A 26,820-nucleotide genomic window follows, 5' to 3' on the forward strand; every position below is an offset into this window, starting at 1 on the left:
CTCTCCTCAATGCCCGAACGACGCCGCCGCGCCGCGCTTCGGCCGCGTCAGCCACATCATGGCCGCGAGCGCGAGACACGTCATGCTCGCCATCCAGAACATGTCGTTGGTCGCCATCATGTAGGCCTGCTGCATCACGACCTGGTGCAGCGTCGTCAGCTCGCGCACGCCGTCCACGCCCATTGCGTTCAGCGTGTGCACGAAGCGCTGCGTGTTCGCCGACGCATGCGTGACCGATTGCGACACGACGTCGTAGTGATAGGTCGCGCGGTTCTCCCACAGCGTCACGCTCATCGCGGTGCCGAACGCGGCCGACAGCGTGCGCAGGAAGTTCGACAGGCTCGACGCGGCGGCGAGCCGGTCGTCCGGAATCCGCGACAGCGTCGCGGCGGTCAGCGGAATGAAGAAGCACGGCAGCCCGATGCCCTGGATCAGCCCCGGCGCGGCAATCTGCGCGAAGGTCATCTTCAGCGTGAAATGCGCGTCCCATGCGAGCACGGCCGCGAACACGAGGAACCCGAACGTCGCGAGCACGCGCGCATCGAAGCGGTGCGCATGCAGCCCGACGAGGATCGAGAACACCAGCGCGAGCACGCCGAGCGACGCGGTCGCGAGCCCAGCGTGAAACGCGTTGTAGCCCATCACGGCCTGCATCCACAGCGGGAACACGACGCCGACCACCGAAAAGCTCATCATCCCCAGCGAGATGATCAGCACGCAGAACGAGAACGTGCGGTCCCGGAACAGGCCGAGATCGACGACGGGGTGCGCCTCGCCCGCCTCCCAGATCAGCAACGACACGATCGAGAGCCCCGCGACCACCGCGAGCGTGACGATCAGCGGCGAATCGAACCAGCCGCGATCGTGGCCGAGGTCGAGCATCGCCTGCAGCGACCCGACGCCGATCACGAGCAGCACGATGCCCGGCACGTCGATGGGGCCGGCGGCGCCGCGTTGCGCATCGGGGCGCAGCATCGCGGTGCAAACCGCGAACGTGAACAGCCCGATCGGCAGGTTGATCAGGAAGATCCATGGCCACGAGAAGTTGTCGACGATCCAGCCGCCGACCACCGGCCCGAAGATCGGCGCGAGCAGCACCGTCATCGCCCACAGCGCGAGCGCGATCGTGCGCTTGTCGGGCGGAAACGTGCGCAGCAGGATCGTCTGCGACAGCGGCACCATCGGCCCCGAAAACAGCCCCTGCAGCGCGCGGCAGATCACCAGCACGTGCAGGTCGCGCGCGAGCCCGCACAGCAGCGACGTGAGCGTGAACAGCAGCACCGCGCCGACGAACAGCCGCAACTCGCCGACGCGGCGCGCGAGCCAGCCCGTCAGCGGCACCGCGATCGCGGCCGCGACCGAGTACGAGCTGATCACCCAGGTGCCCTGGCTGTTCGATACGCCGAGACTGCCGGAGATCGCCGGCACCGCGACGTTCGTCACGGTCGAGTCGAGCACCTCGATGAAGGTCGCGAGCGACAGCGCGAACGTCAGCAGCGCGAGCCGGATGCCGCGCACCGGTTGCGCGGCCGGCGCGGGCGCCGGCGGGTCGAACGCGGACGGCGCGGCGGACCCGTCGCGAAGCGGCGACGCGGTGCTCATGCGCCCGCCACCGCGACGGCGGGCCGCGTGGCCGCCTGCCCGCGCGCCGGCACGAAGCGCTCGATGAAGTCGGCGGCTGCATCGCAACCGTCCCGTTCGGCCGCGAGCAGTGCGCGCACGCGTGCCGCGTGCATCGTGAATGCGGATTCGCCGAGCACGCGTGCGAGCGCCGCGCCGAGCCGCGCGCCGTCCACCGGGCCGTCGACGCGCAACCCGCAGCCGCTCGCGGCGACGCGTTGCGCATTGTCGAACTGGTCGTGCGCGAACGGCGTGACGACCTGCACGACGCCGGCCTCGAACGCGAGCGACGCGGTGCCGATCCCGCCGTGATGCACGAGCGCGCGGCAACGCGGCAGCAGCGCGCGCATCGGCAGGAAGCGGCGCACGAGCAACCGGTCGTCCTGCGCCGCCGCGTCGTGCGGCGTCAGCAGGATTCCGCGCGCGCCGGTCGCGCGCAACGCGTCGGCCGCCGCGCGCGCATACGCCGCATGATCGATGTGCGTCGAACCGGCCGTCAGCACGACCGGCGGCTCGCCCGCCGCGAGAAACGCATCGAGCGCGGCATCTTCGTCGGGCGTCGCGATGTCGTTGAACAACGGAAAACCGCTTTGCAGATGATTGCGCGGCCAGTCCGGCTGCGGCGGCGCGAACCAGCCGGGAAACAGGCACAGCACGCCGTCGGTCGAATGCAGCCAGCGGCCGAGCACGCGCCGCGCAGGAGCGAGCCCGAGATCGCGGCGCACCGCGTTGAGCGCGGGGCCGCACGCGCGATCGAGCACCTGCCGCTCGATCAGCGTCATCAGCGCCGCCTTCACGGGCAGCGGCCAGCGTGCGGGAATCGTCAGGCGCGGGTGCGTGGGCGGCGCATGGGCGGACAGCAACGTCGACGGCGACACCTGCACCGACACGTACGGCGTGCCGTGCAGCTCCTGCATGAAGCGCGCGGAGAACGCCCACAGCGTGCCGACCAGCACCGTATCGCCGTCGGTCAGCGCGCGCAGCGCGTCGTAATGCGGCCGCAGCGTCGGCGCGATCACCTGCCACAGCGTGCGGAACGACGTGCGCGGATCCCACAGCGCGGGATTCGCCATCGCGGCCTCGTATTCGGCCGCGGTGCCGATCGGCACGAAGGCGAAGCCGCCACGGCGCACGGTCGCCTCGAACGGCGCGTGCGTGCAGAACACGACGTCGTGACCGCGCGCCGCGAGCGTGCGCGCGACGCCGAGCAACGGATGCACGTCGCCCGCCGAGCCGATCGCGGTCACGATCATCTTCGCCATCGCGCGCCTCGCGGAATCAGTAGAAGCCGGGAATCAGCGCCGCGACCTCGCGGCGGTACTGCGTGTACGCCGGCCCGAAGTGCCCGGTCAGCCAGCTCTCCTCGACGCGCACCTTGTAGGCGAGCGACGCGAACACGAGCAGCACGCCGAGCGCGCCGCGCCATTCGGCGCCGATCAGCGCGGCGCCGGCCAGCGCGATCAGGCAGCCGGTGTAGATCGGATGCCGCACGAGCGCGTAGGGCCCGGTGCGGATGAGCTCATGGTCGTCCTTCAGCGTGACCGACACGCTCCAGTTCGCGCCGAGATGCAGCCGCGCCCACACCGAGAACAGCAGGCCGGCCACCAGCACCGCGAGCCCGCACTGCGTCTGCAGCCCGAAGCGCTGCCAGTCGGGCACGAGCGCCTGCCACGACGGATCGGGCAGGATGATCAGCGCGCCGCCGACGATCAGCGGAATCGACTGCAGCGTGCGCGAGCGCGACGCCTCCTTGCGCACGGTTGCCTTCACGCCCTGCGAAGTGGCGATCCAGTAGGCGAGCCACGCGGCCCACGGAACGACGATGGCGATGGTCTGAACGATATTCACGGCTGGCCTGCCTCGTGTGGATGGGAATTCGGATGCGCCGCGCGCGCCGGCCATGCCGGACGCGCGGCACGCGGCGTCACGACGACAGCATGGGCAGCGCCGCGGGCGCGCACGCCTGCGCGGCGGCGGCGAAGGCAATGCCGGCCGCGGCCGGCGACCCGTCGCAGAAAAAGTCGAGCAGCGCCGCACGGGTGCATTCGCGCTGCGCGCGGCCTTCGATGTCGAGGAAATGCCCGGCGTCCGGCACCGTCGCGAAGCGCGCGCGCGGCACGTGCGCGCCGAGCTGGCGCACGTCGGCGGGCGTCGTGTATTCGTCGCGCTCGCCGTTCAGGAACAGCAGCTCGCAGCCGATGTTCGAGAACTCGCTGAAATAGCGCTCGGGCTGCAGCGACAGGATCTGGTCGACGTGGAACGCGACCTGGTCCTGCTCGTCGCGCGGCAGGCGCGTGAGATACCGGTAGTTGTACAGCTTCATGATGCGCGGCAGGTAGCGGCCGACGGTGTCGTTCAGGAGTTGCGCGGCCTTCAGGTTCTCGCCGGCCGCGATGTGGTCGCGGGCGCGCGTCACGTAGTCGACCATCGCGTCGTTCAGGAACGGCGAGAACGAGCAGATCGCCGCGCGCCGCACGCTCGGGCAGCCGCGCGCGAGCGCGAACAGCGACGCGACGCCGCCCCACGACACCGAGACGAGGTACGCGGGCGCGAAGCGCTCGACCAGGTACTGCAGGATCGCGGCCTCATCGTCCTTCGTCAGGATGAAGCAGCCCGGGTTGTGCTGGCGCGACTGGCCCGCGTACGGCAGGTCGAAGCAGATCGTGTTGATTCGCTCGCCGAGATACTGGACGGTCTGCCCGAACGACGCGGTCGTCGCGAGCGCACCGTTGACGAGCATCGCCGTGTCGAACGACGGGTCGAACACGTTTCGTTCGACATAGACCTTCAGACCATTCGGCAGCGAAACCACGTGTTTTTCGGTCAGCATCGTCGTTCTCCGGTGGGCGCGGCGTATCGACGTCGCGGCATGCTGCAGGTGCGCAATGACTGCGCCGGTTTTCGCGCGCAATCCGAATCGCGCGGCTTGGCCAATGCACCGCGGCAATAACTGCGGCACCGATTCATTCCTCGTTGTGCGGGGCCATACTAATACGGACAATATTACTCACTCAAGTCATCCCAACGATGCCCTCTACTCTGTCAGGGAACAGGGGAAATTCAGATAATTCCCGTATTTTTTATGGTAGGCGGAATCCGTTCGAGGGTGCCCGCAATCGTTTGCCAGTCGCTGATGAGCCCCCGTTTGTTTTCAACAAATTCACATAAAATCAATGACTTGAGAAAGTTACACCACCCGATTCAAACGAATTTTCATGAATGAATCGTGACGCAGTTTCGCGGATCGATTTCAACGCTTCACCGAATCTCACATTGCTCAATACTCTTTCATTCGGTAATCGCTTCGGGGCCTGCAACGATTAACCCGATTGATTGCCCGCTTCAAAATGCGTTTCAAACAAACTCCAGCATTTTTAATCATCTTTCAATTATTTTTCCGCACCTGCACAACACGCTGAAAAGTGCCGTCGTCACGCGTCGAATGTTGGCCTCCAACCTCCGACCCCGATTTTTTGTTGATTGAACGATCAATAAAAAACCGCTAAGCTCTCGACTTCCATGGACGGCCCGTCCGGGCGAAGGGAGTCGCGATGCCGAAAGTCGGAATGCGGGAGATTCGCCGCGCGCAGTTGATCGACGCCACGCTGCGTTCGATCGACGAGGCGGGGCTGTCCGGCACGACGCTCGCGTCGGTCGCGCAGCGCGCGAAGATCTCGACGGGCATCGTCAGCCATTACTTCGGCGACAAGGACGGCCTGCTCGAAGCGACGATGCGGCACGTGCTGCGCGATCTGTGGCAGGCCACCACGCGCCGTCGCGCGGCGGCGCGCAAGGATCCGCGCTCGCGGCTGCGCGCGATCGCCGCCGCGAACTTCGACGACACGCAGGTCAGCGCGCCCGTGATGAAGACGTGGCTCGCGTTCTGGTCGCAGAGCATGCACGACCCGATGCTCAAGCGCCTGCAGCACGTCAACACGCGGCGCCTCCATTCGAACCTGTGCGCCGAATTCGCGAAGGCGCTGCCGCGCACGAAGGCGCGTGAAGCCGCCGGCGGCCTCGCCGCGCTGATCGATGGCCTGTGGCTGCGCGGCGCGCTCGCCGGCAGCCCGATCGACACCCGGGCTGCGTTGAAGCTCGCCCACGATTACATCGACCTGCTGCTCGCGTCCGCCTGACGCGTCGCGCAGTCGCCCTCAAGGAGATCCTCATGTCCGTATTCGGTTTGCAGCGCCTCTACATCGACGGCGGTTACGTCGACGCCACGAGCGGCAAGACTTTCGACACCTTCGATCCCGCCACCGGCGAACTGCTCGCGCAGGTGCAGCAGGCGAGCGCGGCCGACGTCGACCGTGCGGTCGCGTCCGCCCGCGAAGGCCAGCGCGAATGGGCGGCGATGACCGCGATGCAGCGCTCGCGCATCCTGCGCCGCGCGGTCGACCTGCTGCGCGAGCGCAACGATGCACTCGCGGCGCTGGAAACGCGCGACACCGGCAAGCCGATCGCGGAGACGCTCGCGGTCGACATCGTCACCGGCGCGGACGTGATCGAGTACTACGCAGGCCTCGCCACCGCCATCGAAGGGCTGCAGGTGCCGCTGCGCGCCGAGTCGTTCGTCTATACGCGCCGCGAGCCGCTCGGCGTGTGCGCGGGCATCGGCGCATGGAACTACCCGATCCAGATCGCGTGCTGGAAGACGGCGCCCGCGCTCGCGGCCGGCAACGCGATGGTGTTCAAGCCGAGCGAAGTCACGCCGCTCACCGCGCTGAAGCTCGCGGAAATCTATACGGAAGCCGGCGTACCGGCCGGCGTGTTCAACGTCGTGCAGGGCGACGGCTCGGTCGGCGCGCTGCTCACCGGCCACCCGGACATCGCGAAGGTGTCGTTCACGGGCGGCGTCGAAACGGGCAAGAAAGTGATGTCGCTGGCCGGCGCATCGTCGCTGAAGGAAGTGACGATGGAACTCGGCGGCAAGTCGCCGCTGATCGTGTTCGACGATGCGGATCTCGACCGCGCGGCCGATATCGCCGTGACCGCCAACTTCTTCAGCTCGGGCCAGGTCTGCACCAACGGCACGCGCGTGTTCGTGCACCGCTCGGTCAAGGACGCGTTCACGCAGAAGGTGCTCGAACGCGTGAAGCGCATCCGCGTCGGCAAGCCGACCGATGCCGATACCAACTTCGGCCCGCTCGTGTCGGCCGCGCAGCTCGACAAGGTGCTCGGCTTCATCGAGAGCGGCAAGGCCGAAGGCGCGAAGCTGCTCGCGGGCGGCACGCGCCTGACCGACGGCCATTTCGGCGGCGGCCAGTACGTCGCGCCGACCGTGTTCGGCGATTGCCGCGACGACATGAAGATCGTCCGCGAGGAAATCTTCGGGCCGGTGATGAGCCTCCTCGAATTCGAATCGGAGGACGAAGTGATCGCCCGCGCGAACGACACGCACTACGGCCTGGCAGCCGGCGTCGTGACCGAGAACCTGTCGCGCGCGCACCGCACGATCCATCGCCTCGAAGCCGGCATCTGCTGGATCAACACGTGGGGCGAATCGCCGGCCGAAATGCCGGTTGGCGGATACAAGCAATCCGGTGTCGGACGCGAGAACGGCATCACGACGCTCGAGCACTACACTCGGATCAAGTCGGTGCAGGTCGAGCTCGGCCACTACAACCCGGTGTTTTGAGAATCAGACAAGGAGATTGACCGTCATGACGACACGCGAATACGACTACATCATCTGCGGCGCAGGTTCCGCGGGCAACGTGCTCGCAACGCGCCTGACGGAAGATCCGGATGTGACGGTGCTGCTGCTCGAGGCGGGCGGCCCCGACTACCGCTTCGACTTCCGCACGCAGATGCCGGCGGCGCTGGCCTATCCGCTGCAGGGCCGCCGCTACAACTGGGCATACGAAACCGACCCCGAGCCGCACATGGACAACCGCCGCATGGAGTGCGGCCGCGGCAAGGGGCTCGGCGGCTCGTCGCTGATCAACGGGATGTGCTACATCCGCGGCAACGCGCTCGATTACGACAACTGGTCGACGCACCAGGGGCTCGAGAACTGGACGTATCTCGACTGCCTGCCGTACTTCAAGAAAGCCGAGACGCGCGACGTGGGCCCGAACGACTATCACGGCGGCAACGGCCCCGTATCGGTCACGACCAGCAAGCCGGGCGCGAACCCGCTGTTCGAGGCGATGGTCGACGCGGGCGTGCAGGCCGGCTATCCGCGCACCGACGACCTGAACGGCTATCAGCAGGAAGGCTTCGGCCCGATGGACCGCACCGTCACGCCGAAGGGCCGCCGCGCCAGTACCGCGCGCGGCTATCTCGACCAGGCGAAGGTGCGACCGAACCTCGAGATCGTCACGCATGCGCTCGCCGATCGCATCCTGTTCGACGGCAAGCGCGCATCGGGTGTCACGTACTTGCGCGGCAGCGAACGCGCGACCGTGCATGCACGCCGCGAGGTGCTCGTGTGCAGCGGCGCGATCGCGTCGCCGCAACTGCTGCAGCGCTCGGGCGTCGGCCCCGGCGCGTGGCTGAAGGAACTCGACATTCCGGTCGTGCTCGACCTGCCCGGCGTCGGCCAGAACCTGCAGGATCACCTGGAGATGTACATCCAGTACGAGTGCAAGGAGCCCGTCTCGCTGTATCCGGCGCTGAAGTGGTGGAACCAGCCGAAGATCGGCCTCGAATGGATGCTGAACGGCACCGGCCTCGGCGCGAGCAACCACTTCGAGGCGGGCGGCTTCATCCGCACGCGCGACGACGACCTGTGGCCGAACATCCAGTATCACTTCCTGCCGGTGGCGATCAACTACAACGGCTCGAACGCGATCGAGATGCACGGCTTCCAGGCGCACGTGGGCTCGATGCGCTCGCCGAGCCGCGGCCGCGTGAAGCTGCGCTCGCGCGATCCGAACGATCACCCGAGCATCCTGTTCAACTACATGGCCGAGGCGCTCGACTGGCGCGAGTTCCGCGATGCGATCCGCGCGACGCGCGAAATCATGCGGCAGCCCGCGCTCGACCGCTATCGCGGCCGCGAGCTGAACCCGGGCGCCGACTGCAAGAGCGACAAGGAACTCGACGCGTTCGTGCGGGCTCGCGCGGAGACGGCGTTCCATCCGTCGTGCTCGTGCAAGATGGGTTATGACGACATGGCCGTGGTCGATGAAGAAGGCCGCGTGCACGGGCTGGAAGGGCTGCGCGTCGTCGATGCGTCGATCATGCCGATCATCACGACCGGCAACCTCAATGCGCCGACGATCATGATCGCCGAGAAGATCGCGGACAGGATTCGCGGCCGTAAGCCGCTCGCGCGCGTGGACGTGCCTTATTTCGTCGCGAACGGGGCGATGGCGCGGAATGTCGCGAAGGCGGTGAGGCAACCGGAAACGGTTTGACGACGGCGGGCGTGCTGCCCACTCATCCATGTACTGACGAAACGCCGCCGACAGGGATTGTCGGCGGCGTTTTTACGTGCCTTCGTCAACCGCTGTTCACTTCAGGGCCCACCGATCGACAGCAGCGCCTGCATCCGTGCTGCGCAGAACGAGATCGACCACCCGTTCCATCGGCTGCCCAATCCCGATCCGGTCATGTACGTGTTTCCGCACCTGGCAGGACACGCCACAGTGCTGCCGCTGTACCAGCGGGTGCAGTACGCGCTACCGGGCGAACGCCTTGGCTCAAGGAGCTTAATTCCTTAATTCTGTGTCTTATCGGCAAAAATACCCACTTAGCCACAATATATTGGAGTTAAGTAGCTTCGCGTCAAAGATGCGGTCGATCAGACCGCCTCGGGGCTACGCGAACTATCCGGGGCAGTACGGAGGCCGGATCCCGTGTTGCACGAGCACGCGGCCTTGTTTGCGCCTCGTCGAAGATCGTGGTGGAGCCGACTGGCTGCTTGGACTTTGCTGCAGCTCGTCAGGTGAAGAACCTGCTACATGCCAGAAAAGTCGGGATTCTGCTGCTGCCGCGCAGACGAGCGCTGAGCGCTACGGTGACGCCGGGAGGTAGTCCTCCCGGGTCCGGCTCAGCCGTTGTTGACCTCTTGACGCAGCCGCTCGACGTCCACGCGCTTCAGGTAATTCGTGATGTTCTGCCAGACCGGATGGAACCCGTAGCCGCCGTGCTGCAGTTCGTCGAGCGCCTGCTCGCGCGTCCAGCCCTGGTACACGATCCGGTACAACGCCGACACGAGCCCCGTGCGATCGGCGCCGTGCTGGCAGTGGATCAGCACCGGGCCATCCCGGTCGGCCGTACGCAGCGCCTTCAGCGCCGCGACCATGTCTTCGTCGCGGATGTCCCATGTATTGATCCGGATGCGCTGCATCTCGATCTGCGTGCCGGCCAGGATGGTGTCGTCCGCGTGAAACGAGCGGAAGCTGATGACCTTGCGAATGCCGAGCTTCTGCAGTTCCGGCACATCCGCGCGCGACAGCTGGGCGCTGCGGTACAGCATCGGCGTGATGCGATGCAGGTTGTTCACATGCGCATCGGTCACGCTCTGCGCCCATTTGATCGGCCGGGCGGACACCGCGGAGGCCGGGTCCGCGTGCACCGGCTGCACGAGCCCGGCAAGCGTGACGGCGAGCGCTGCAATGAAGGCGACTCTCATGTCGGTTCAGGGATCAATGGAATGCGCGCTTGCGCTCGCGGGAAAGCATGAACAGCACGATCGCGGCGGCGCTCATCGTCCAGTAGTCGGTCGGGGCCACACCCAGCCAGTGGATATGCCACGGCACGTTGGCCGGATTGAAGCGGGCAAGACCGTAGGCCGGATTCAGCACGAACCACAGGAAATCCTCGGTCAGCCAGAACACCATGATGCACGCGATGGTCCGCCCTTCGATGCGCCACGACCACCGTCCGTTGAACACGGCCGGCAAGTGAAAGAACAGCGCGACGAACGGGAACACCCATGCGTGATAGCCGGTCATCGGCCGCCCGCCCCAGAACAGGTCGAGCAGCCAGTGATGCTCGATGCGCCACGTCGGCAGGTTGGCCGCCCAGCCCGCGCTGCCTTCGATCTGGATCTCCACGTTCGCGAAGAAATACGCGAGCAACACGACCCACGCGACGACGAACAACGTATGGCGCGTCGGCACAAAGCGCGCGACGCTCATGCGGCGGGCTCCAGGCCCAGCACGCGATCGAGCACGAAGCGGCCGGCGAGCGGCCGGCCGAGCGGCGCAAGACGGCGGCGCATGTCGGCGAGACGCTCCGGCGCCTGCAGCAGCGCGCGGATCCGGTAGACGAGCGCATCGTCGTCGATCGCCTTCAGCGCGACACCCTGTTCGAGCAGGAAATCCGCATTGCGCTCCTCCTGGCCCGGAATCGGCGAGTTGACGATCATCGGCAACTGCATCGCGAGACATTCGGACGTCGTCAGGCCGCCCGGCTTCGTGATGACGAGGTCGGCGCAGGCCATCAGGCGTTCGACCTGCTGCGTGAAGCCCTGCGGAAACAGCCGGCCCGGATGCTGCGCGGCCAATGCCTGCAACGACGCCAGCATCGCCTTGTTCTTGCCGGCCAGCGCGATCAGCTGGAAGTCGGCGTCCATCGCCAGCAGCCGCGCCGCCAGCACGTCGAGCCCGCCGAGGCCCGCGCCGCCGGACATCATCAGGAACGTCGGCCGTGCGGGATCGAGGCCGAACTCGGCCGCGCACGCCGCGCGATCGAGCGGCTGGCCGAACGCCGGCATGATCGGGATGCCGCTGACGTGCACCGTCTCGGGCGCCATGCCGCGGGCATGCATGCGCCACGCGATCTCGTCGTTGGCCGCGAAGTAGCCGCGCATGTTCGGCACGACCCACATGCTGTGCAGGTCGAAATCGGTGACCTGCACCCACACCGGCGTATCGACGCGCGCCTTGCGGATCTCGCGCGACAGCAGTTCGGCCGGCAGGAAGTGCGTGCAGATGATCGCGTCCGGGCGTTGCCGTTCGATCTCCGCGAGCAACTTCCGGCAATTGAGCCGCTCGATCGCGCGCCGGATCTTCTGCGACGGCGCGGCGGGATCGACTTCGTCGGTCTTCTGGTACAGGTAGCCCCACAGCGCCGGCTGGCTGCTGACGAGCTTGATGTAGAGATCGGTGTACAGCTTGCGGAAGCCGGTGGACACGAAATCCATCACGTCCAGGTGGGTGGCTTCGATGCCGGCGGGATGGTGGTCGGCGAACGCGCGGATCGCTTCCGCCGCCCGGGTATGGCCGGCGCCGGCGCTGACGCTCAGGAGGAGGATCTTCTTGTGTTGCTTTGACATCTGACTGACCGTTTCGATGAAGAGGGTCCGGATGCAGGTTCGCGGCCGCACTCTCACGCGGCGGCTGTTTGCGTCCGGCTTACAACAAGCTTGGCAGATCTTCGGCGGTGCGGGCGGGCGGGGACATCGAAGCGATCGCCGGCATCGTCTGCGGCATCATACTGCGTTCGGTCGATGGCGATCGAATCGGAGGGGCGCACGCGGGCAGGACGGATGGCATGGCGTGGCGTGCGGCCAGCGTGGACGCTGACGGCATGATGGCTCGGCGCGCGGCCGCCCGATGCCCGTTCGCGTGTGCGAACGGAGTCCGGCACGTCGGCACGAACCAGGATATGCGCACACTAATCGTCTGGAATACTTATATATCGTTCCAGCCAGACCGGTGCGTCAATCGGCCTTGTCGTCGTGTTCGCCGAAACGGGCCGTCGGGACGCCCCGCTTCCGCATCCGCTTCCCGCGTACGATCGGATTCCATCGCGACGTCAGGCTCATTGCGCCTCGCAGGTGATCGAATGCGACGTCCTCTGTCGGCCCGAAGCGGCTGACCGCCGGCCACGCGAGCACGTGGTCGAGCCACGCCTGCCACTCGTCGCCGTGAAAGCGGCGACCGATTTCGCGCACGACGTCCGGTGCTTCGATCACGATGCCCGCCAGCACGTAGTAAGCCCAGAAGCTGCCCGCACCGACGAGTCGATCGAGCCTGCACACGGATAGCGCCGCGAGCAGCCCGTCCACCGACGCGAGATCGGCGCGACGCGTGCGGATCGCCCGCGCGACGAGGTTGTGCTGACCGCCATACGCGGCCATGGAGGTCCCGTTGCCGGCAGCGAGCACGGCCGAGAACGTCACGAGCGCAGTCATCTCGTCGATGCGCGATGCATCGTCGCGCGGCCCGCACACGCGCAGCACGATCGCATCGATGACGGCGCCAGGCATGGCCGACGTTGCTCCACTCGCCGCCGCGGCGACGGCAAGCCTGTCTTCCGGGTTCTTCGCAGGCGCCGTGTCGCCCTGCGCGCCCGTCTCATCTGCGAGGCTTCCGCCGGCATCGCTCCGGCTGTATTCGGCACCGCCGGCAATCCGCTCGAGTGCGGCCCAGCCGACATCGGGGTCGTCGAACGCGCATGCCTCGATCACGCCGTGCGCGGTGTCGAACGCGGCACGCGAACCGGGGCAGCGGCGTTCGGCTTCGGCGAGTTGCTGCATCGAAGGCACATGCGAGCACGCGCCGCGCGGATCGGTCAGGTCGCATGCGCAGGCGCCGCCGTCCGATTCAATCCACGGCGCGAGTCCTTGAAGATCGGCCGCTGCGTCACGAGACAGGTTCGCGCCTGTCCGCATACGTATCGCCTGCGACGCGGCGACGGTCGTGTCGCCCGTGTCGGCCGCCATCGCTACGCAAGCGGCGGCGTCGAGATGTTCGATCAGGTACTGCAGCCACGCGGCGGTGCGCAGCCGGTCAGGCGTCGCGCCGCGGGCATCTCCATACTTTGCTGGATCGGTAAGCATGGGTCTTCCGGGATAGTTCTGGCCAATTGGAATGGTGTTGTTTCAACCAAATCGGACAGCGCGGCACGCCGCGCCAGTCCTGCCTGTCCGCCCGGATCGGATCGCGACACGGGCGGTCAGCCGGCCGTCGCGCCGATACGCGCGACGACACGAGTGCAACGAGAAAGCGGAAATACCCGCGCGTGCCGCACGGCCCTCGCACGCGGCAGGCACCCGGCGTTGTTCTGCGACACTTATTGCACGTGAAGCTTCGGCGACGCCATGAACGTGCCGAACAACCTGCAATCCGGCGCCCAGTCGGTATCGTTGAACGTCAATGACGAATTCGAATCATTCCACGTCGCCACGAGCTTGCTCGGCCCGCAAGGGCCAAGCACCATGAAGGTCGCCTGCGCATTGTTGATCGAAAGCTGGGTCGCGCTATCCAACTGTCCTGTCCACGGCGAAACACCGCTCGCTGAAGCGCTGATCAGTGGGCACCAGCCGCCCCCGTTGAGCTGGGCCGACGTGATATTGACGATGCCCGTCGGGGTAATCGTCCCGTTGAACGTGACGGTGCAATTGGCGTTGATCGACTTTTTGCCGAGCGCCGTGACCCCCGTTGCAGAAAACGGCTCGCCATTCGGATTCATCGGCTGGCCGTCCACGCGTGACACGGTCACCGCCAATGCGGGTGCGGCCGAAACCGCAGTCAATATCACTGCAGCAACAAGCGATGCAATTTGACGAATTTTCATCTGTCCGGCCCTCTCTCTTGATTTATGGCGGCCTTCCACGAGAAACACGACCGCTCTGCCGAATGAATCCGGCCGTCGCGCCCATACACGCGACGGCACGAACCCATCGAAACCGCAAATACCCGCCGCACCTACCGCACGGCCCTCGTGCACGGCGGGTACCCGCTTCGATCCGCGGCGCTTACTGCACGTGGAACTTCGGCGACGTCGCGACCGTGCCGCCCACCGTGCAGTCCGGCGTCAGCGTGGAGTTGTTGAACGTCAGCGACGAGTTCGGATCGCTCCACGTCGTGACGACCTTGCTCGGCCCGCAGGTGCCGAGCAGCGTGACGTTCACCTTCACGTTGTTGATCGACAGTTGCGTCGTGCTATCGGCCTGCCCCGTCCACGGCGATGCGCTGCTCGCGCTACCGTTGATCAGGCCGCACGTCGCGCCGCCCGAGAACGTGGTCGACGTGATGTTGACGATGCCGGTCGACGTGATCGTGCCGTTGAACGTCGCGTTGCAGTTCGCGCTGATCGCCCCCTTGGAAAGGGCTGTCAGCCCGGTCGCCGAGAACGGTTCGCCATTCGGGTTCATCGGCTGGCCGTCGGCCCGCGAAACGGTCACTGCGAAAGCAGGCGCGGCCGAAACCGCGGTGAAAGCCACTGCAGCAACAAGCGATACGATTTTGCGAATGCTCATTTGAACTGCCCCCTCTCTTCACAAATGGCGGCATGCCGCCAGGAACGCGACCTCCCGGCCGGAATATTCCGGCCCGACGGTCGCAGGAAGCCGCCGGTGCGCATCATGCGAACCGGACGGCTCAGAACTTGTAGGAAATCCCGACGAACGTGATCAGCGGATCGGCCTTCAGCTTTGTGCGCGTGGTGGCGAGCGTCGAGCCGTCGGCCGCCTTGATCACGAGCGACGAATAGGTTTTCAGCGGCATGTAGGTCAGCGTCGCCGTCAGCCCCCAGTGCTTGTCGATCGCGTAGCTCGCGCCGACGTTGTAGACCGGCGTGAACGACGACGACGCCTTGCCCTCGACCGAAGTCGGCCCCGGCTTGCCGGCGCCGGCCGCAAGCACGCTGCCGAGGTTCTGGTTGATGTCTCTCGCGAAGTTGCCGTTCAGTTCGATGTTGCTGAACCAGCTGTAGGCCACGCCGATCCCGACGAACGGCCGGAACCGCGCCGTCGACGAATTGAAGTAGTACTGCAGAATGATCGTGGGGCTCCACTGCCGTGCGTTCTTCACGGCCGGCTGGTTCGCCGGATCGTCCATGTTGACGCTGCCGAGCGCGCCGGCCGGGCCGGGCGGCTTGATCGTGCCGTGCCCGGTCAGCGTGAACTCGGGCGGCACGCCGAGCACCGACGTCACCGCGATGTGGTCGGTAAAGAAGTGCGTGAGCGTCAGGCCAACCGTATCGGCGTTGTTGACGGTCAGGCTCGTGCCCGGCGACGTGAACGACCCGGGCAGGCGCAGCGGCCCGTTGATCGGCATGCTGGCGAGATTCGTCGTGAGCCCGTTGGTCGAATCCTGCGGCATGATGTGCAACCAGCCCAGCGTCGCGACGTTGTCGCCCGCCTGCTGGGCCGATGCGAGCGTCGATACGCCTGCGACGACACCCGCGACAATCAGCTTCTTCATGAAGTCTCCTTCTCATTCTGTCCGGGCGCCGCGCGCTTTCGCGCGGCGCCGCCGTGTCTCCATCCAGGCTTGCGTTACTGCACGAATGCGCCGACCGTGAAGTACGGATTGCTCGTATCGTTCATGTCGAGGAACCCGAACACGCCGCCGGTGAACACGAACTTGCCGGTCGCGGGCCCCGACGCCGCATCCGCATGCACGGTCGTGACGACACCCGGCACCTTCTGCGTGAAATCGAGGTTCAGCGCGCGGGCGAGCGCGGCCTGCGACGCGTTGAACGGATCGAGCAGCGTGGCCTGCGCGCCGATAAGTGCGGTGGCCCGGTAGTTGAACGCGCTGTCGACACCCGTGTACTCGCCGTTCTGCGAACCCTGCGCGATTGCCGTCTGCGGGCTCAGGATCGAGATGCCCGATTCGTCGTCCGCGCTCGGCGAACCCTGCGTCAGGTCTGCATTCGCCGCGCCGGTGCGAATGAAGATCGGCACGAGCTGGTTGCGCAGCTTGCCGACGATCAGGATCCCCTTGCCGGCCTTCGCCGGATCGACCGCCGCGAGCGTCGGCGGAATCTGCGGCAGGTAGTTGAGCGACTGGAATGCCGGCGCATCGGACCGCAGCGTGAACGGCTGGTTCACGGTCGCGCTCGACGCGAGCGGCTGCCCGCCGTTCTTCTTGCCGAAGTTGTCGGTCTCGACGTAGCTGCCATCCGCGTTGATCGTCACCTGCTGGTCGAGTGCGACCGGCTGGAAGCTTTGCGACGGCACCTGGTGATAACCGAGCTGGTTGTACTTGCCGGCGATCTTCGTCAGGTCGGTTTCCACCGACGAGAAGCTGATGAACGGGTAGTACGGGAACGTCGTCTGCGGAATCTTGCCCACGCCGATCACGCCGTTGAACTGGATCGTCGCGCCGGGAATCGCGCCGCCGAGCACGCCTTCGCCGAGGAACAGCCGCGCGGGCCGGCTCGGGTCGAGGCTCGCGTTCTGCATCCGGAACGTGCACTGGTTCAGCTTGACCGTCGGCAGCCCCGTTTCGTCGGCCAGCGTGCCGTCGACCACGTTCGCGGGCGCCGTGTCGCGGGTCGGTTGAACGGTGCCGGTGGTGGTCGGCACCGGCGACGCGAGATAGGTCATCCGGTACGTCATCTTCGTCGTGTCGAGCTGCACCTTCACCAGTTCGCCCGAGCCCGACCCGCCGATGAACACCGTGTTGTAGTCGATCGTCTGCGGGCACAGCCGGACCACCGGCGCGGGCGGCGGGTCGCCGTCTCCGCCGCACGCAGCCAGCACGGGCGCGAGCGACGCCGCGGCCATCCATTTCTTCAAATTCATAGGAATCCTCTTGAAATTCGATTCGCCGGCGGCGACGCATGCGCCGCCGGTGTTACGTGTTCAATGCAGGGTTACTGGACGAACGCGCCGACGGTGAAGAACGGGTTGACCTGGCTGTTGTTGACGACCATCGCGTAGACGTTGCCGGCCGTCACGAGCCAGCCCGTATCGCCCTTCTTGAAGATCGCCACGTTGCCGCTCGCGCCCTTCGCGTTGAAGTCCTGCGTGGCCGTGACCTTGATCTTGCCGGGCGTCGCCTGTGTATAGTCGAGCCCGAACTGCGAGGTCACCCCCGAGGTCTGCGGATCGATGAACGCCGCGGTACTGCCCTGGAACAGCGTCGACGTGTAGTTCGCGGCCATCGTCGAGACAGCAGTACCGTCGTTGCAACTGCCCGCTATCGAATTGAAGGTGTTATTGATGAACTCACCAGGCAGTTCCGGGTGCGGTACGTTTGGATTGAAGCTCGGGCCCGCCGGCGTCTGGTTGAAGGGCGTCACGCCGGGAGACGTCACGATGCCGCACGCGGATGCGCTGGTCGCGCCGATGTAACCGCCCTTCAGGGAATTCGCGCCAATCGCGGTGGCCGACGACAGCATCGAGATCCCGACTTCAGCGTCGGCGACCGACATGAGCGGATTGGCCGCATCGACATTCGTATAGCCGACACGAATCACGACCGGTATCCGTACGCCGTTCAGCTTGCCAACGATCATGATGCCTTTGGCCTGACTCGACGCGAGGAGGATGAGCGACGTCGCCTGCCCCGCCATCGGATACGAGAGCACGCCAAACGCGTTCGGCAATCCGTTGCTCACGAACACGTTGTCGGCCGACCCGTCCGCATTCTTGCGCAGCGTCCAGGGGGCTCCAGTCGTCTGGCACGAGTAGTCGCTGCCTTGCGTGATCGTACACGTACCGTCCGCGTTGAACGTCTGGTTCCAGTTGACGACATCCGGCTCCCAACCGACCGGTCCGGCCGGGCTCTGCCCCGCTCCGCCAAGCGGTGACAGATGGATGCCGACCTCGTTGTAATTGCCCGCCACCTTCGAAAAGTCGGTTTCCGTGGCGATGAAGCCGATGAACGGATAGAAATCAAACGTGCGCGACGGCACATAGCCGATCGCCATGCCCCCGAGGTTGAGGCCCGCGAACCCGATCGTCGCCCCCGGAATCCCGCCCCCCACCACGCCATTGCCGATGAACAGCATCGGCGGATCCGCGCGGTTGATCGTCACCGCATACATACCGTCGCTCGTCGCGCCGCTGTCGAGCACGGCCGCGCAGCGGTTCTGCTCGGCGGTCGGGAGATTGGTCGGATGATGGAACGCGCCGCTGATCGTCAGGCCTGCGCGCGTGTTGTTGACCTGCCCTGCCGATGTCGGCACCGACGATTCGATGAACTGCATCTGGTAGGTCATCTTCGTCGAGTCGAACTTCACCTTGATGTACTCACCGCTGCCGGCGCCGCCCGTATACGTCGTCGTGTAGTCGAGCGCATCGGGACACAGCTTCGTCACGACCGGCTGCGTCGTTTCCGAACCGCTCGGCCCGCATGCGCTCCCCGAGCACTGCGGCACGTTGATCGGCCCCGGATCGTCGCCGCCGCCGCAACCGGCGACGAACGGCAAAGCGATTACCGCGCACGACAGGATCGCTTTCCGCCATTCAGGAATGCAAATCATCAACCCCTCCTTTTCAGGTACGACAAGTCTCGTCCGGACAGGCTGCATGGCCCGCCGGTTGGTATCGCGCCGCCGCATGAACGCGTGGCGCATGACAGTACGCGCAAGGCCGCCGCGATGCCGGTCAGGCAAATGCGGCACGCGCCGCGGCGGCAGACGAGCGCTCTCCCGCGGCGCCGTCATGCGGCACGGCGCCGTGAGAACGATCGAAACGGGAAGTGGTTCGCCGCTACACGGCGATATGACGACGCAGGTACGCGATCTGCATCGCGCCTGCGTTCAGCGAAAAAACGGGAAACGGCAGTCCGGCTGGCCCCGCGGATAGGCGTCTCATGAATTGGTCTCCATCCGTACGCTTGATTCGTTATCGTGATGCGTCGTTTGTCGAGACTATGATCGGACGATACCTACAAGTAAATGGATGCAGAGTTCCAAACGGCCGAAACCGCGCAATCCTAGCGGGTGCAGGGGATTTGACAGATTTTCAAACAGCCTTCAATTTATTTGCTCAGACAAATACCCGGGCGGTGCAACACGCGTTTGAACGATGGCACCCGACCCGCGCCGAGCCAAGCCAGGCGGGCCTGCGCCGGTCGCGCGCATGCTGCGGCGCAACCTTACACGTCGACGATCGCGAGCGTGCCGTGGCTGCCCGGCAGCACCGCGTGAGGCGTGCCGGCAAGCGCCAGGTACATCTGCCCGGCCTCGACGACGATCGTCTCGCCCCCGACCTCGAGCAGCATCCGGCCGTCGAGCACCAGCAGCCCCTCGTTGTAGTCGTGCACTTCCGCTTCGTAAGCCTGCGCATCCATGCGCAGCACCTTGATCCTGGCCGGCCCGACCTCGCCGACGATCGTGGATTTCCATGCGACGGCCTGTGCCGCCGCCACGGATTTGAAATCGATCAAAGACATGCACTCCGCTCCGTGAACGATGAAAGGAACGCATTATCGCGAGCGCGGCACACGCCGTCCCGGTACGGCGCGACGGCCTTCGGGCGGCACAGTGGGCCGGCCGGCCACGCCGCCGCCGAGCGAAAACGCGATCGTGGCCCGATTCGCCGAAAACGACGCCAATTGTTCGTTCTCGACAAATAAAACGCCGCGCTATTGCACGATTCCCCGTCAATTCGCGCCAATCCGGCACCGGCAACGCGCGCCCTATCCACAACAATGCATTTCCATCTACCGATTGCTAATATGGCGATCCCGCGATCCCGCACCACAACGCCGTTCGACATGACGCCCGTTCGCCATGCCGTCCCCGGTCCCGGCCGCTTCGCAGCGGCGGCGACGCCGGGCACGCGCGGCACACGCCGTCGCGCCGGCCGGCCATGCCATCCGTGAGCATGCAACCGATCCTGTCCGTCTCCGACCTCTCCAAGACTTACGCGTCCGGCTTCCAGGCGCTGAAGCACGTCACCCTCAACATCCGCCCCGGCGAGATCTTCGCGTTGCTCGGGCCGAACGGCGCCGGCAAGACGACGCTGATCGGCTCGATCTGCGGCATCGTCACGCCGACCGGCGGCCGCGTGACGGTCGGCGGCCACGACATCCGCGACCAATACCGCGCGGCCCGCGAAATGATCGGCCTCGTCCCGCAGGAACTGACGACCGACGCGTTCGAGACCGTCTGGGCGACCGTGTCGTTCAGCCGCGGCCTGTTCGGCAAGGCGCCCGATCCCGCGTACATCGAGAAGACGCTGAAGGCGCTGTCGCTGTGGGACAAGCGCGACAACAAGCTGATGACGCTGTCGGGCGGCATGAAGCGCCGCGTGATGATCGCGAAGGCGCTGTCGCACGAGCCGCGCATCCTGTTCCTCGACGAACCGACGGCCGGCGTCGACGTCGAGCTGCGCCGCGACATGTGGAAGCTCGTCGATTCGCTGCGCGAAAGCGGCGTGACGATCCTGCTGACCACGCACTACATCGAGGAAGCCGAGGAAATGGCCGACCGGATCGGCATCATCCTCGGCGGCGAGCTCGTGCTGGTCGAGGAGAAGCACGAGCTGATGCGCAAGCTCGGCAAGAAGCAGCTCACCGTGCAGCTCGAGCATCCGCTCGCGGACATGCCGCCCGCGCTCGCGCCGTTCGGCCTCGAACGCGCGGACGACGGCGCCGCGCTCGTCTACACCTACGACTCGCAGCGCGACGACGCGAGCATCGCGAAGCTGATCAACGCGCTCGGCTCGGCCGGCATCGGCTTCCGCGACCTGCATACGACGCAAAGCTCGCTCGAGGACATCTTCGTCAGCCTGATCGACAACCGCCGCAACGGCGTGCAGCAAGGAGCCTGACGCATGAACCTGCATGGAATCCGCGCGATCTACCGCGCAGAAATGGCCCGCACGCGCCGCACGCTGATGCAGAGCATCATCGCGCCGGTGATCTCGACGTCGCTGTACTTCGTCGTCTTCGGCTCCGCGATCGGCTCGCGCATCAGCGACGTGAACGGCATCGGCTACGGCTCGTTCATCGTGCCGGGGCTCGTGATGCTGTCGCTGCTGTCGCAGAGCATCTCGAACGCGTCGTTCGGCATCTACTTCCCGCGCTTCACGGGCACGATCTACGAGATCCTGTCCGCGCCGGTGTCGTACTGGGAGATCGTGATCGCGTATGTGGGCGCGGCCGCGTCGAAGTCGATCCTGCTCGGCGTGATCATCCTCGCCACGGCCGGCCTGTTCGTGCCGCTGCACATCCTGCATCCGTTCTGGATGGTGCTGTTCCTCGTGCTGACGGCGGTCACGTTCAGCCTGTTCGGCTTCGTGATCGGCATCTGGGCCGACAGCTTCGAGAAGCTGCAGCTCGTGCCGCTGCTGATCATCACGCCGCTCACGTTCCTCGGCGGCAGCTTCTACTCGGTCGACATGCTGCCGCCCGCATGGCGCGTCATCACGCTGTTCAACCCGATCGTGTACCTGGTCAGCGGCTTCCGCTGGTCGTTCTACGGGCTCGCCGACGTGCACGTGTGGATCAGCCTCGCCGCGACCGGGTTGTTCCTCGTGATCCTGCTGGCGATCGTCGCGTGGATGTTCCGCACCGGCTACAAGCTGAAGAATTGAGGCGGCGCGCGCCGCCGCCCATGGCGCATTTGCGCAAGCAGGCGGCGCTTTTCCTCTGATGCGGCAGTTTGTGGTCGCGTCTACTGAATACCGAAGCATCGGGGCCTTGGAGCATGCGCTGCGAGGCCCCTTTTCATTTCAGAGGACGCCATGCCCGCCGCCACCGCTCCCGCCTCCGCCGCCGCCCGGCTCGAACGCCTGCCGTTCTCCGGCTATCACAAGCGGATCTTCTTCATCATCGCGATCGCGTTCTTCTTCGATTCGGTCGACCTCGGCACGATGACCTTCGTGCTCGGCTCGATCCGCAAGGAGTTCGGGCTGTCGACCGCGGCCGCCGGCCTCGTCGCGAGCGCGAGCTTCTTCGGGATGGTGCTCGGCGCGGCCGTGGCCGGCCTGCTCGCCGACCGCTTCGGCCGCCGGCCGGTGTTCCAGTGGAGCATGGTGCTGTGGGGCGCGGCCTCCTACCTGTGCTCGACCGCGCAGAGCGTCGACGCGCTGATCGTCTACCGCGTGCTGCTCGGCATCGGGATGGGGATGGAATTCCCCGTCGCGCAGACGTTGCTGTCCGAATTCGTGCCGACCGAGAAGCGCGGCCGCCTGATCGCGCTGATGGACGGCTTCTGGCCGCTCGGCTTCATCACCGCCGGCATCGTCGCGTATTTCGTGCTGCCGCAGTTCGGCTGGCGCACGGTGTTCGCGCTGCTCGCGATTCCCGCCGTGTTCGTCCTGGTCGTGCGCCGCATCGTGCCGGAATCGCCGCGCTGGCTCGAGCATGCGGGCCGGCACGCGGAAGCCGACACCGTCATGCACGTGATCGAGGCGAAGGTGATGCGCTCGGCCGGCGTCACGACGCTGCCGCCGCCGTCGCGGCTCGCCGAGCCGGCCGCCGCGCGCGGCCGCGGCGCGCTGCGTGAAATCTGGAGCGGCGCGTACCGCCGCCGCACGGTGATGGTCTGGCTGCTGTGGTTCTTCGCGCTGCTCGGCTTCTACGGCCTCACGTCGTGGCTCGGCGCGCTGCTGCAGCAGGCCGGCTTCGAAGTGACGAAGTCGGTGTTCTACACGGTGCTGATCTCGCTCGGCGGCGTGCCGGGCTTCCTGTGCGCGGCATGGCTCGTCGAACGCTGGGGCCGCAAGCCGACCTGCATCGCGTCGCTGATCGGCGGCGGCGCGATGGCGTACGCGTACGGCCAGAGCGCGCTGTACGGCGGCAGCATGGCGCTGCTGATCGGCACCGGCCTCGCGATGCAGTTCTTCCTGTTCGGGATGTGGGCCGCGCTGTACACGTACACGCCCGAGCTGTACGGCACCGGCGCGCGCGCGACGGGCTCGGGCTTCGCGTCGGCGATCGGGCGGGTCGGCTCGCTGATCGGGCCTTACGCGGTCGGCGTCGTGCTGCCCGTGTTCGGCCAGGGCGGCGTGTTCACGCTCGGCGCGCTGTCGTTCGTCGCGGCCGCGCTCGCCGTGTGGACGCTCGGGATCGAGACCAAGGGCCTCGCACTGGAACAGCTCGCGGCGGGTGACGAGACGGGCGGCGGCGGCCGGTACGCGGCCGCGGACAAAATGTCCTGAGCGCCGCGTCGGGCGCGGGGCAGTGCGGCCGGGACGGCGTGCGCTGCCCGGCTGCTGCGGGAACTGACAGGATTCGCGCCCGGACCGGCGCTGCTAGACTGCGCGGAGGCACCGCGACGCGCACCCCCGGTGCGCCGCGGCGATCGCGCGACGGCGGTGCCTTTCCCCACTGCCCGCGCAAGGACCGCATCGATGGACCACGCCCGTATCGAAGAAATCCGCAGCGGCCTGTTTCGCGCCACGACCTACATCGACAAGCTGAAGCTCGGCTTCAGCCAGTTCTTCGTCCGCTCGCCGAACGGCGACGTCGTCTGCATCGAAACCGGCACGCGTTCCAATTTTCCGCAACTGAGCGCGAGCCTCGCGACCGTCGGCCTCTCGCCGTCGATGGTGAGCAGCGTGATCGTGCCGCATTTCGAGGTCGATGAAATGGGCGCGCTGCCCGATTTCCTCGCGGCCAATCCGGCGCTCGTCGCGTATGCGCATCCGATCTGCACGCACGGGCTGGCCGACATCTTCGGCGTGCGCGCGAAGCCGCTGAAGGACGGCGAGCCGACGACGATCGGCGGCGTCGACATCGTGCCGATCTTCACCAAGCACGTGCATCAGTGGGACGCGCTGGTCGTGTACCTGCCGGCGTACCGGACGCTGCTGTCGTCGGACATCCTGATGCGCTTCGGCGACGACCCGGCGGACGACCCGCTGCCGGCCATCCTCGATTCGATCCGGCGCTCGGACTACCTGCCGTCGCTCGCCCATATGGCGAGCGCGCTGCGCCGGATCCAGGCGCTCGATCTCGACCTGATCCTGCCGATGCACGGCCCGGCCATCACGCACGACATCCCGCGCGTGCTGGCCGGCGCGATCGCGCATTGCGAAGCCGCCGCCTGAGCCGCGCGGGCGGCCCTCGACGGCGGTGCAGCCGGGCCCGGTCAGGCGCCGGCGACGACGAACTCTTCGGCGGCCTTGCGCTGAACGGCGGCCATCACCGCCAGTTCGCGCTTGCTGAGCGTGTCGCCGGACACGACGCCCGTCGCGTGCTTGGCCTTCGCACCCAGCGGGAAAAACACGAACGACGCGCCGGCCGGCGCCGTCGGCTCGGCACGCAAGCGCTTGTTCAGGATTTTCAGGTATTTCTTCTTCGAGACTTCCTTGGCAGCCATGGCACCCTCCGCGTGAACGTGGTGAGGACCAGCATACCAGTTTTGACCGCCCGTTCCGCAGCGAGGCCGGCCGCCGCGCCCGCCGTCGAACGTCATTCGCCGGCCGATGTCGATTCGCGCCACCCTCGACCGTCGTGTCGTCGTAGCCGTACGTTTCGCCGCGGCGCGGCCCGCGGCGCCCCCTTCCGTTCAAGGAGATACGACCATGCGCGTCCTGGTAATCGTCAAGGCCACCGCCGATTCCGAGTCCGGCCGGATGCCCGACCCCGACAAGATCGCCGCGATGAGCCGGTTCAACGAGGAACTGGCGCACGCCGGCATCCTGCTCGCCGCCGACGGGTTGCACCCGAGCCGGCTCGGCAAGCGCGTGCACTTCGCCGGCAACGGCCGCACCGTCGTCGACGGCCCGTTCGCCGAGACGAAGGAACTCGTCGCCGGCTTCTGGCTATGGCAGGTGAAATCGATGGAAGAGGCCGTGGAATGGGTCAGGCGCTGCCCGAACCCGATGCCCGGCGACTCCGACATCGAGATCCGCCCGCTGTTGGAAGCCGAGGACTTCAGCCCGGCATTCACGGACGAACTGCAGGCGCTGAAAGCGCGGCTGGGCGCGCAAGCCGAGGCCGGGAAGCGCACGTAAGCCGTGCGGCGTCAGGCCGGCGGGCGGGCGGACGCTTGCGCCGCACGCCCGGGTTGCCGCGCCGCGCCCCCGCGGCTCACGCGCCGCCGCGCGGCGCCGCGATCCGCTCGACCGCGCCGCCGGTCACGTCCCTGAACAGCGCGGCATTGCCGTAAGCCCGCGCGGCAAGCATCGCGCCGTACACCAGCGACACGAACGTCGCGGCCTCGGTCTGCACAGACACGCCCGGCCGCACGATGCCGTCCTTGATCCCCGCGTCGAGCACGCGCACCAGCCATGCGGCGAGCGCGTCGAAATGCGCCCTCACCGCCCGCGCGACCTCGTCGGGCAGCGCCGGCAACTCCGCGCCGAGCATGCCGGCAACGCAGAACGGCGCGCTGTCGTCCGCGATGCAGCGCTCCCAGTAGCCGATGTATGCGCGCATCTGCACCAGCGCGTCGGCGCCGCTCGCGTCGAGCAGCGCCATGTCGGCGTCGAATCCCGCCTGCGACTGTTGCAGCACCGCGACCGCCAGGTCCGCCTTCGTCGGGAAGTGGTGATGAATGCTCGCCTTCCGGATGTCGATCGCGTCGGCGATGTCGGCATAGCTGAAGCCGCTGTAGCCGCGCCGCATGATCAGTTGCCGTCCCGCCTCGAGAATGCGGCCGGCGGTACTGTCGCCCATTGTCGTCACGTTTGCCTACCATCTAGTCGGATGAAGAACAGCGATAGTTTACCGGCCCGAGAAACTCTTTTCCAGCCGCGATTTCTCCTTGAACACCACCCTACCTACTAGTAGGATGACTACATTGACGAAACAAGATGCCTGTCGATATCCGACGGTCCCTACCCTGTTTTTCTTCTGGAGAATGAAAATGAAGCGCCTGTCCCACATCCGCACGATCGCCGCGGCACTCGCCGTTTCCGCCGCCGCCTTCGGCTCGCATGCGGCCGTCGCCGCCCCCGTCAAGAACGTCGTGCTGGTTCACGGCTACTTCGCCGACGGCTCGGGCTGGCAAGCCGTCTCGAACATCCTGACGCGCGACGGCTACAAGGTCGCCGTCGTGCAGCAGCCGGAAACGTCGTTCGACGACGACGTGAAGGCCACCCGGCGCGTCGTCGACGCGCAGGACGGCCCGAGCATCCTCGTCGGCCACAGCTACGGCGGCGCGGTGATCACCGAAGCCGGCAACGACGACAAGGTCGCGGGCCTCGTCTACGTGGCCGCGTTCCAGCCCGACACCGGCGAAAGCCCGCTCGACCTGACGAAGAAGACCCCGCCCGCGACGAAGGCGATCAAGGCCACCGAGGACGGCCACCTGTATTTCGACGAAGCGTCGTTCCACGCCGACTTCGCGGCCGACGTGCCGGCCGCCGAAGCGAAATTCATGGCGATCTCGCAAGTGACGCCGGCGGCGCAGTCGTTCGGCGTGCCGATCTCGCACGCCGCATGGCGGACGAAACCGAGCTGGGCGGTGGTCGCCACCGCGGATCGCGCGATCAACCCCGAGCTCGAACGCTTCATGACCCAACGCGCCGGCAGCAAGACGATCGAGCTGAAATCGAGCCACGTGGCCTACATCTCGCATCCGGCCGAAGTCGCGAAGCTGATCGAACAGGCTGCCAGGAACGCCGGCAACGAGTAATGCCGCGCATTGCCCGACTCCCCC

The 26,820-nt window shown here is 66.6% G+C and carries 26 protein-coding genes; 10 read left to right on the top strand and 16 right to left on the bottom strand.

Annotation, left to right across the window (positions count from 1 at the left end):
- Nucleotides 1-6: 6 nt before the first annotated feature.
- The 4 genes from GQ56_RS0117490 to GQ56_RS0117505 all read right to left on the bottom strand — a co-directional run bounded on the left by GQ56_RS0117490 (nucleotide 7) and on the right by GQ56_RS0117505 (nucleotide 4,450).
- On the bottom strand, nucleotides 7-1,602 hold the full coding sequence (locus GQ56_RS0117490; RefSeq protein ID WP_031399889.1) for a DHA2 family efflux MFS transporter permease subunit: 1,596 nt from the start codon (nucleotides 1,600-1,602) through the stop codon (nucleotides 7-9).
- On the bottom strand, nucleotides 1,599-2,882 hold the full coding sequence (locus GQ56_RS0117495; protein ID WP_031399890.1) for a glycosyltransferase: 1,284 nt from the start codon (nucleotides 2,880-2,882) through the stop codon (nucleotides 1,599-1,601). Before GQ56_RS0117495 ends, GQ56_RS0117490 begins: the two co-directional genes overlap by 4 nt.
- A 16-nt stretch (nucleotides 2,883-2,898) precedes the next feature.
- Nucleotides 2,899-3,468, bottom strand: a complete 570-nt coding sequence (locus GQ56_RS0117500) for a methyltransferase family protein (RefSeq protein ID WP_031399891.1) — start codon at nucleotides 3,466-3,468, stop codon at nucleotides 2,899-2,901.
- A 76-nt stretch (nucleotides 3,469-3,544) separates the two neighbouring features.
- On the bottom strand, nucleotides 3,545-4,450 hold the full coding sequence (locus GQ56_RS0117505) for an alpha/beta fold hydrolase (RefSeq protein WP_031399892.1): 906 nt from the start codon (nucleotides 4,448-4,450) through the stop codon (nucleotides 3,545-3,547).
- 721 nt (nucleotides 4,451-5,171) lie between these two features.
- Here GQ56_RS0117505 and betI point away from each other — a divergent pair.
- From betI to GQ56_RS43140, 4 genes are read left to right on the top strand one after another with little or no spacing between them, the layout of a single operon-like run.
- Complete coding sequence (gene betI, locus GQ56_RS0117510) at nucleotides 5,172-5,756, top strand: transcriptional regulator BetI (protein WP_031399893.1); 585 nt, start codon at nucleotides 5,172-5,174, stop codon at nucleotides 5,754-5,756.
- Between the two features lie 32 nt (nucleotides 5,757-5,788).
- Nucleotides 5,789-7,258, top strand: a complete 1,470-nt coding sequence (gene betB / locus GQ56_RS0117515; RefSeq protein WP_031399894.1) for a betaine-aldehyde dehydrogenase — start codon at nucleotides 5,789-5,791, stop codon at nucleotides 7,256-7,258.
- 25 nt (nucleotides 7,259-7,283) lie between these two features.
- Complete coding sequence (betA, locus tag GQ56_RS0117520; RefSeq protein ID WP_031399895.1) at nucleotides 7,284-8,984, top strand: choline dehydrogenase; 1,701 nt, start codon at nucleotides 7,284-7,286, stop codon at nucleotides 8,982-8,984.
- A 57-nt stretch (nucleotides 8,985-9,041) separates the two neighbouring features.
- Nucleotides 9,042-9,290, top strand: a complete 249-nt coding sequence (locus GQ56_RS43140) for a hypothetical protein (RefSeq protein WP_081894922.1) — start codon at nucleotides 9,042-9,044, stop codon at nucleotides 9,288-9,290.
- A gap of 329 nt (nucleotides 9,291-9,619) precedes the next feature.
- On the opposite strand, the gene GQ56_RS0117525 is transcribed toward GQ56_RS43140, so the two are convergent.
- The 10 genes from GQ56_RS0117525 to GQ56_RS0117575 all read right to left on the bottom strand — a co-directional run bounded on the left by GQ56_RS0117525 (nucleotide 9,620) and on the right by GQ56_RS0117575 (nucleotide 19,655).
- The gene (locus tag GQ56_RS0117525; protein WP_031399896.1) at nucleotides 9,620-10,204 is read right to left on the bottom strand and encodes a dual specificity protein phosphatase family protein; all 585 of its coding nucleotides are present in this window, start codon (nucleotides 10,202-10,204) and stop codon (nucleotides 9,620-9,622) included.
- A gap of 13 nt (nucleotides 10,205-10,217) precedes the next feature.
- On the bottom strand, nucleotides 10,218-10,712 hold the full coding sequence (locus tag GQ56_RS0117530) for a hypothetical protein (RefSeq protein ID WP_031399897.1): 495 nt from the start codon (nucleotides 10,710-10,712) through the stop codon (nucleotides 10,218-10,220).
- Nucleotides 10,709-11,851 (bottom strand): MGDG synthase family glycosyltransferase, encoded by a 1,143-nt coding sequence (locus tag GQ56_RS0117535; protein WP_031399898.1) that lies wholly within the window; start codon nucleotides 11,849-11,851, stop codon nucleotides 10,709-10,711. The genes GQ56_RS0117530 and GQ56_RS0117535 overlap by 4 nt, the downstream gene beginning before the upstream one ends.
- Before the next feature lie 387 nt (nucleotides 11,852-12,238).
- Complete coding sequence (locus GQ56_RS0117545; protein ID WP_031399899.1) at nucleotides 12,239-13,360, bottom strand: hypothetical protein; 1,122 nt, start codon at nucleotides 13,358-13,360, stop codon at nucleotides 12,239-12,241.
- 233 nt (nucleotides 13,361-13,593) lie between these two features.
- A complete protein-coding gene (locus tag GQ56_RS45570; RefSeq protein ID WP_031399900.1) occupies nucleotides 13,594-14,097 on the bottom strand; it encodes a hypothetical protein in 504 nt (167 codons plus the stop codon).
- A 181-nt stretch (nucleotides 14,098-14,278) separates the two neighbouring features.
- Nucleotides 14,279-14,782: a hypothetical protein gene (locus GQ56_RS0117555; RefSeq protein ID WP_031399901.1), complete on the bottom strand. Its 504-nt coding sequence runs from the start codon at nucleotides 14,780-14,782 to the stop codon at nucleotides 14,279-14,281.
- A 121-nt stretch (nucleotides 14,783-14,903) separates the two neighbouring features.
- A complete protein-coding gene (locus GQ56_RS0117560) occupies nucleotides 14,904-15,728 on the bottom strand; it encodes an OmpW/AlkL family protein (protein ID WP_031399902.1) in 825 nt (274 codons plus the stop codon).
- A gap of 74 nt (nucleotides 15,729-15,802) precedes the next feature.
- Nucleotides 15,803-17,056 (bottom strand): DUF2957 domain-containing protein, encoded by a 1,254-nt coding sequence (locus GQ56_RS0117565; protein ID WP_031399903.1) that lies wholly within the window; start codon nucleotides 17,054-17,056, stop codon nucleotides 15,803-15,805.
- Between the two features lie 71 nt (nucleotides 17,057-17,127).
- A complete protein-coding gene (locus GQ56_RS0117570) occupies nucleotides 17,128-18,741 on the bottom strand; it encodes a DUF2957 domain-containing protein (RefSeq protein ID WP_031399904.1) in 1,614 nt (537 codons plus the stop codon).
- A gap of 617 nt (nucleotides 18,742-19,358) precedes the next feature.
- On the bottom strand, nucleotides 19,359-19,655 hold the full coding sequence (locus GQ56_RS0117575; RefSeq protein WP_031399905.1) for a cupin domain-containing protein: 297 nt from the start codon (nucleotides 19,653-19,655) through the stop codon (nucleotides 19,359-19,361).
- A gap of 434 nt (nucleotides 19,656-20,089) precedes the next feature.
- Between GQ56_RS0117575 and GQ56_RS0117580 the strand changes: the two genes are divergently transcribed.
- The 4 genes from GQ56_RS0117580 (at nucleotide 20,090) to GQ56_RS0117595 (ending at nucleotide 24,262) form a co-directional block, all read left to right on the top strand.
- Entirely contained in the window at nucleotides 20,090-21,037 is a 948-nt protein-coding gene (locus tag GQ56_RS0117580; protein WP_031399906.1) for an ABC transporter ATP-binding protein, read from the top strand.
- Between the two features lie 3 nt (nucleotides 21,038-21,040).
- Nucleotides 21,041-21,802, top strand: coding sequence for an ABC transporter permease (locus GQ56_RS0117585; protein ID WP_021160316.1), 762 nt, complete (start codon nucleotides 21,041-21,043; stop codon nucleotides 21,800-21,802).
- Nucleotides 21,803-21,952: 150 nt separating this feature from the next.
- Nucleotides 21,953-23,371 (top strand): MFS transporter, encoded by a 1,419-nt coding sequence (locus GQ56_RS0117590; RefSeq protein ID WP_031399907.1) that lies wholly within the window; start codon nucleotides 21,953-21,955, stop codon nucleotides 23,369-23,371.
- A 192-nt stretch (nucleotides 23,372-23,563) separates the two neighbouring features.
- Nucleotides 23,564-24,262 carry an oxygen-binding di-iron domain-containing protein gene (locus tag GQ56_RS0117595; RefSeq protein WP_031399908.1) on the top strand — a complete coding sequence of 233 codons (699 nt, stop codon included), beginning with the start codon at nucleotides 23,564-23,566 and terminating at the stop codon, nucleotides 24,260-24,262.
- A gap of 41 nt (nucleotides 24,263-24,303) precedes the next feature.
- Here the strand turns inward: GQ56_RS0117595 and GQ56_RS0117600 are convergent, their stop codons facing one another.
- Nucleotides 24,304-24,534, bottom strand: a complete 231-nt coding sequence (locus GQ56_RS0117600) for a hypothetical protein (protein WP_031399909.1) — start codon at nucleotides 24,532-24,534, stop codon at nucleotides 24,304-24,306.
- A gap of 205 nt (nucleotides 24,535-24,739) precedes the next feature.
- Between GQ56_RS0117600 and GQ56_RS0117605 the strand changes: the two genes are divergently transcribed.
- Entirely contained in the window at nucleotides 24,740-25,171 is a 432-nt protein-coding gene (locus GQ56_RS0117605; protein WP_031399910.1) for a YciI family protein, read from the top strand.
- A 76-nt stretch (nucleotides 25,172-25,247) separates the two neighbouring features.
- Here the strand turns inward: GQ56_RS0117605 and GQ56_RS0117610 are convergent, their stop codons facing one another.
- Nucleotides 25,248-25,835: a TetR/AcrR family transcriptional regulator gene (locus tag GQ56_RS0117610; protein WP_031399911.1), complete on the bottom strand. Its 588-nt coding sequence runs from the start codon at nucleotides 25,833-25,835 to the stop codon at nucleotides 25,248-25,250.
- Nucleotides 25,836-26,025: 190 nt separating this feature from the next.
- Between GQ56_RS0117610 and GQ56_RS0117615 the strand changes: the two genes are divergently transcribed.
- On the top strand, nucleotides 26,026-26,796 hold the full coding sequence (locus GQ56_RS0117615; RefSeq protein WP_031399912.1) for an alpha/beta hydrolase: 771 nt from the start codon (nucleotides 26,026-26,028) through the stop codon (nucleotides 26,794-26,796).
- Nucleotides 26,797-26,820 lie beyond the last annotated feature (24 nt).

This window comes from Burkholderia paludis (assembly GCF_000732615.1).
GTDB lineage: Bacteria > Pseudomonadota > Gammaproteobacteria > Burkholderiales > Burkholderiaceae > Burkholderia > Burkholderia paludis.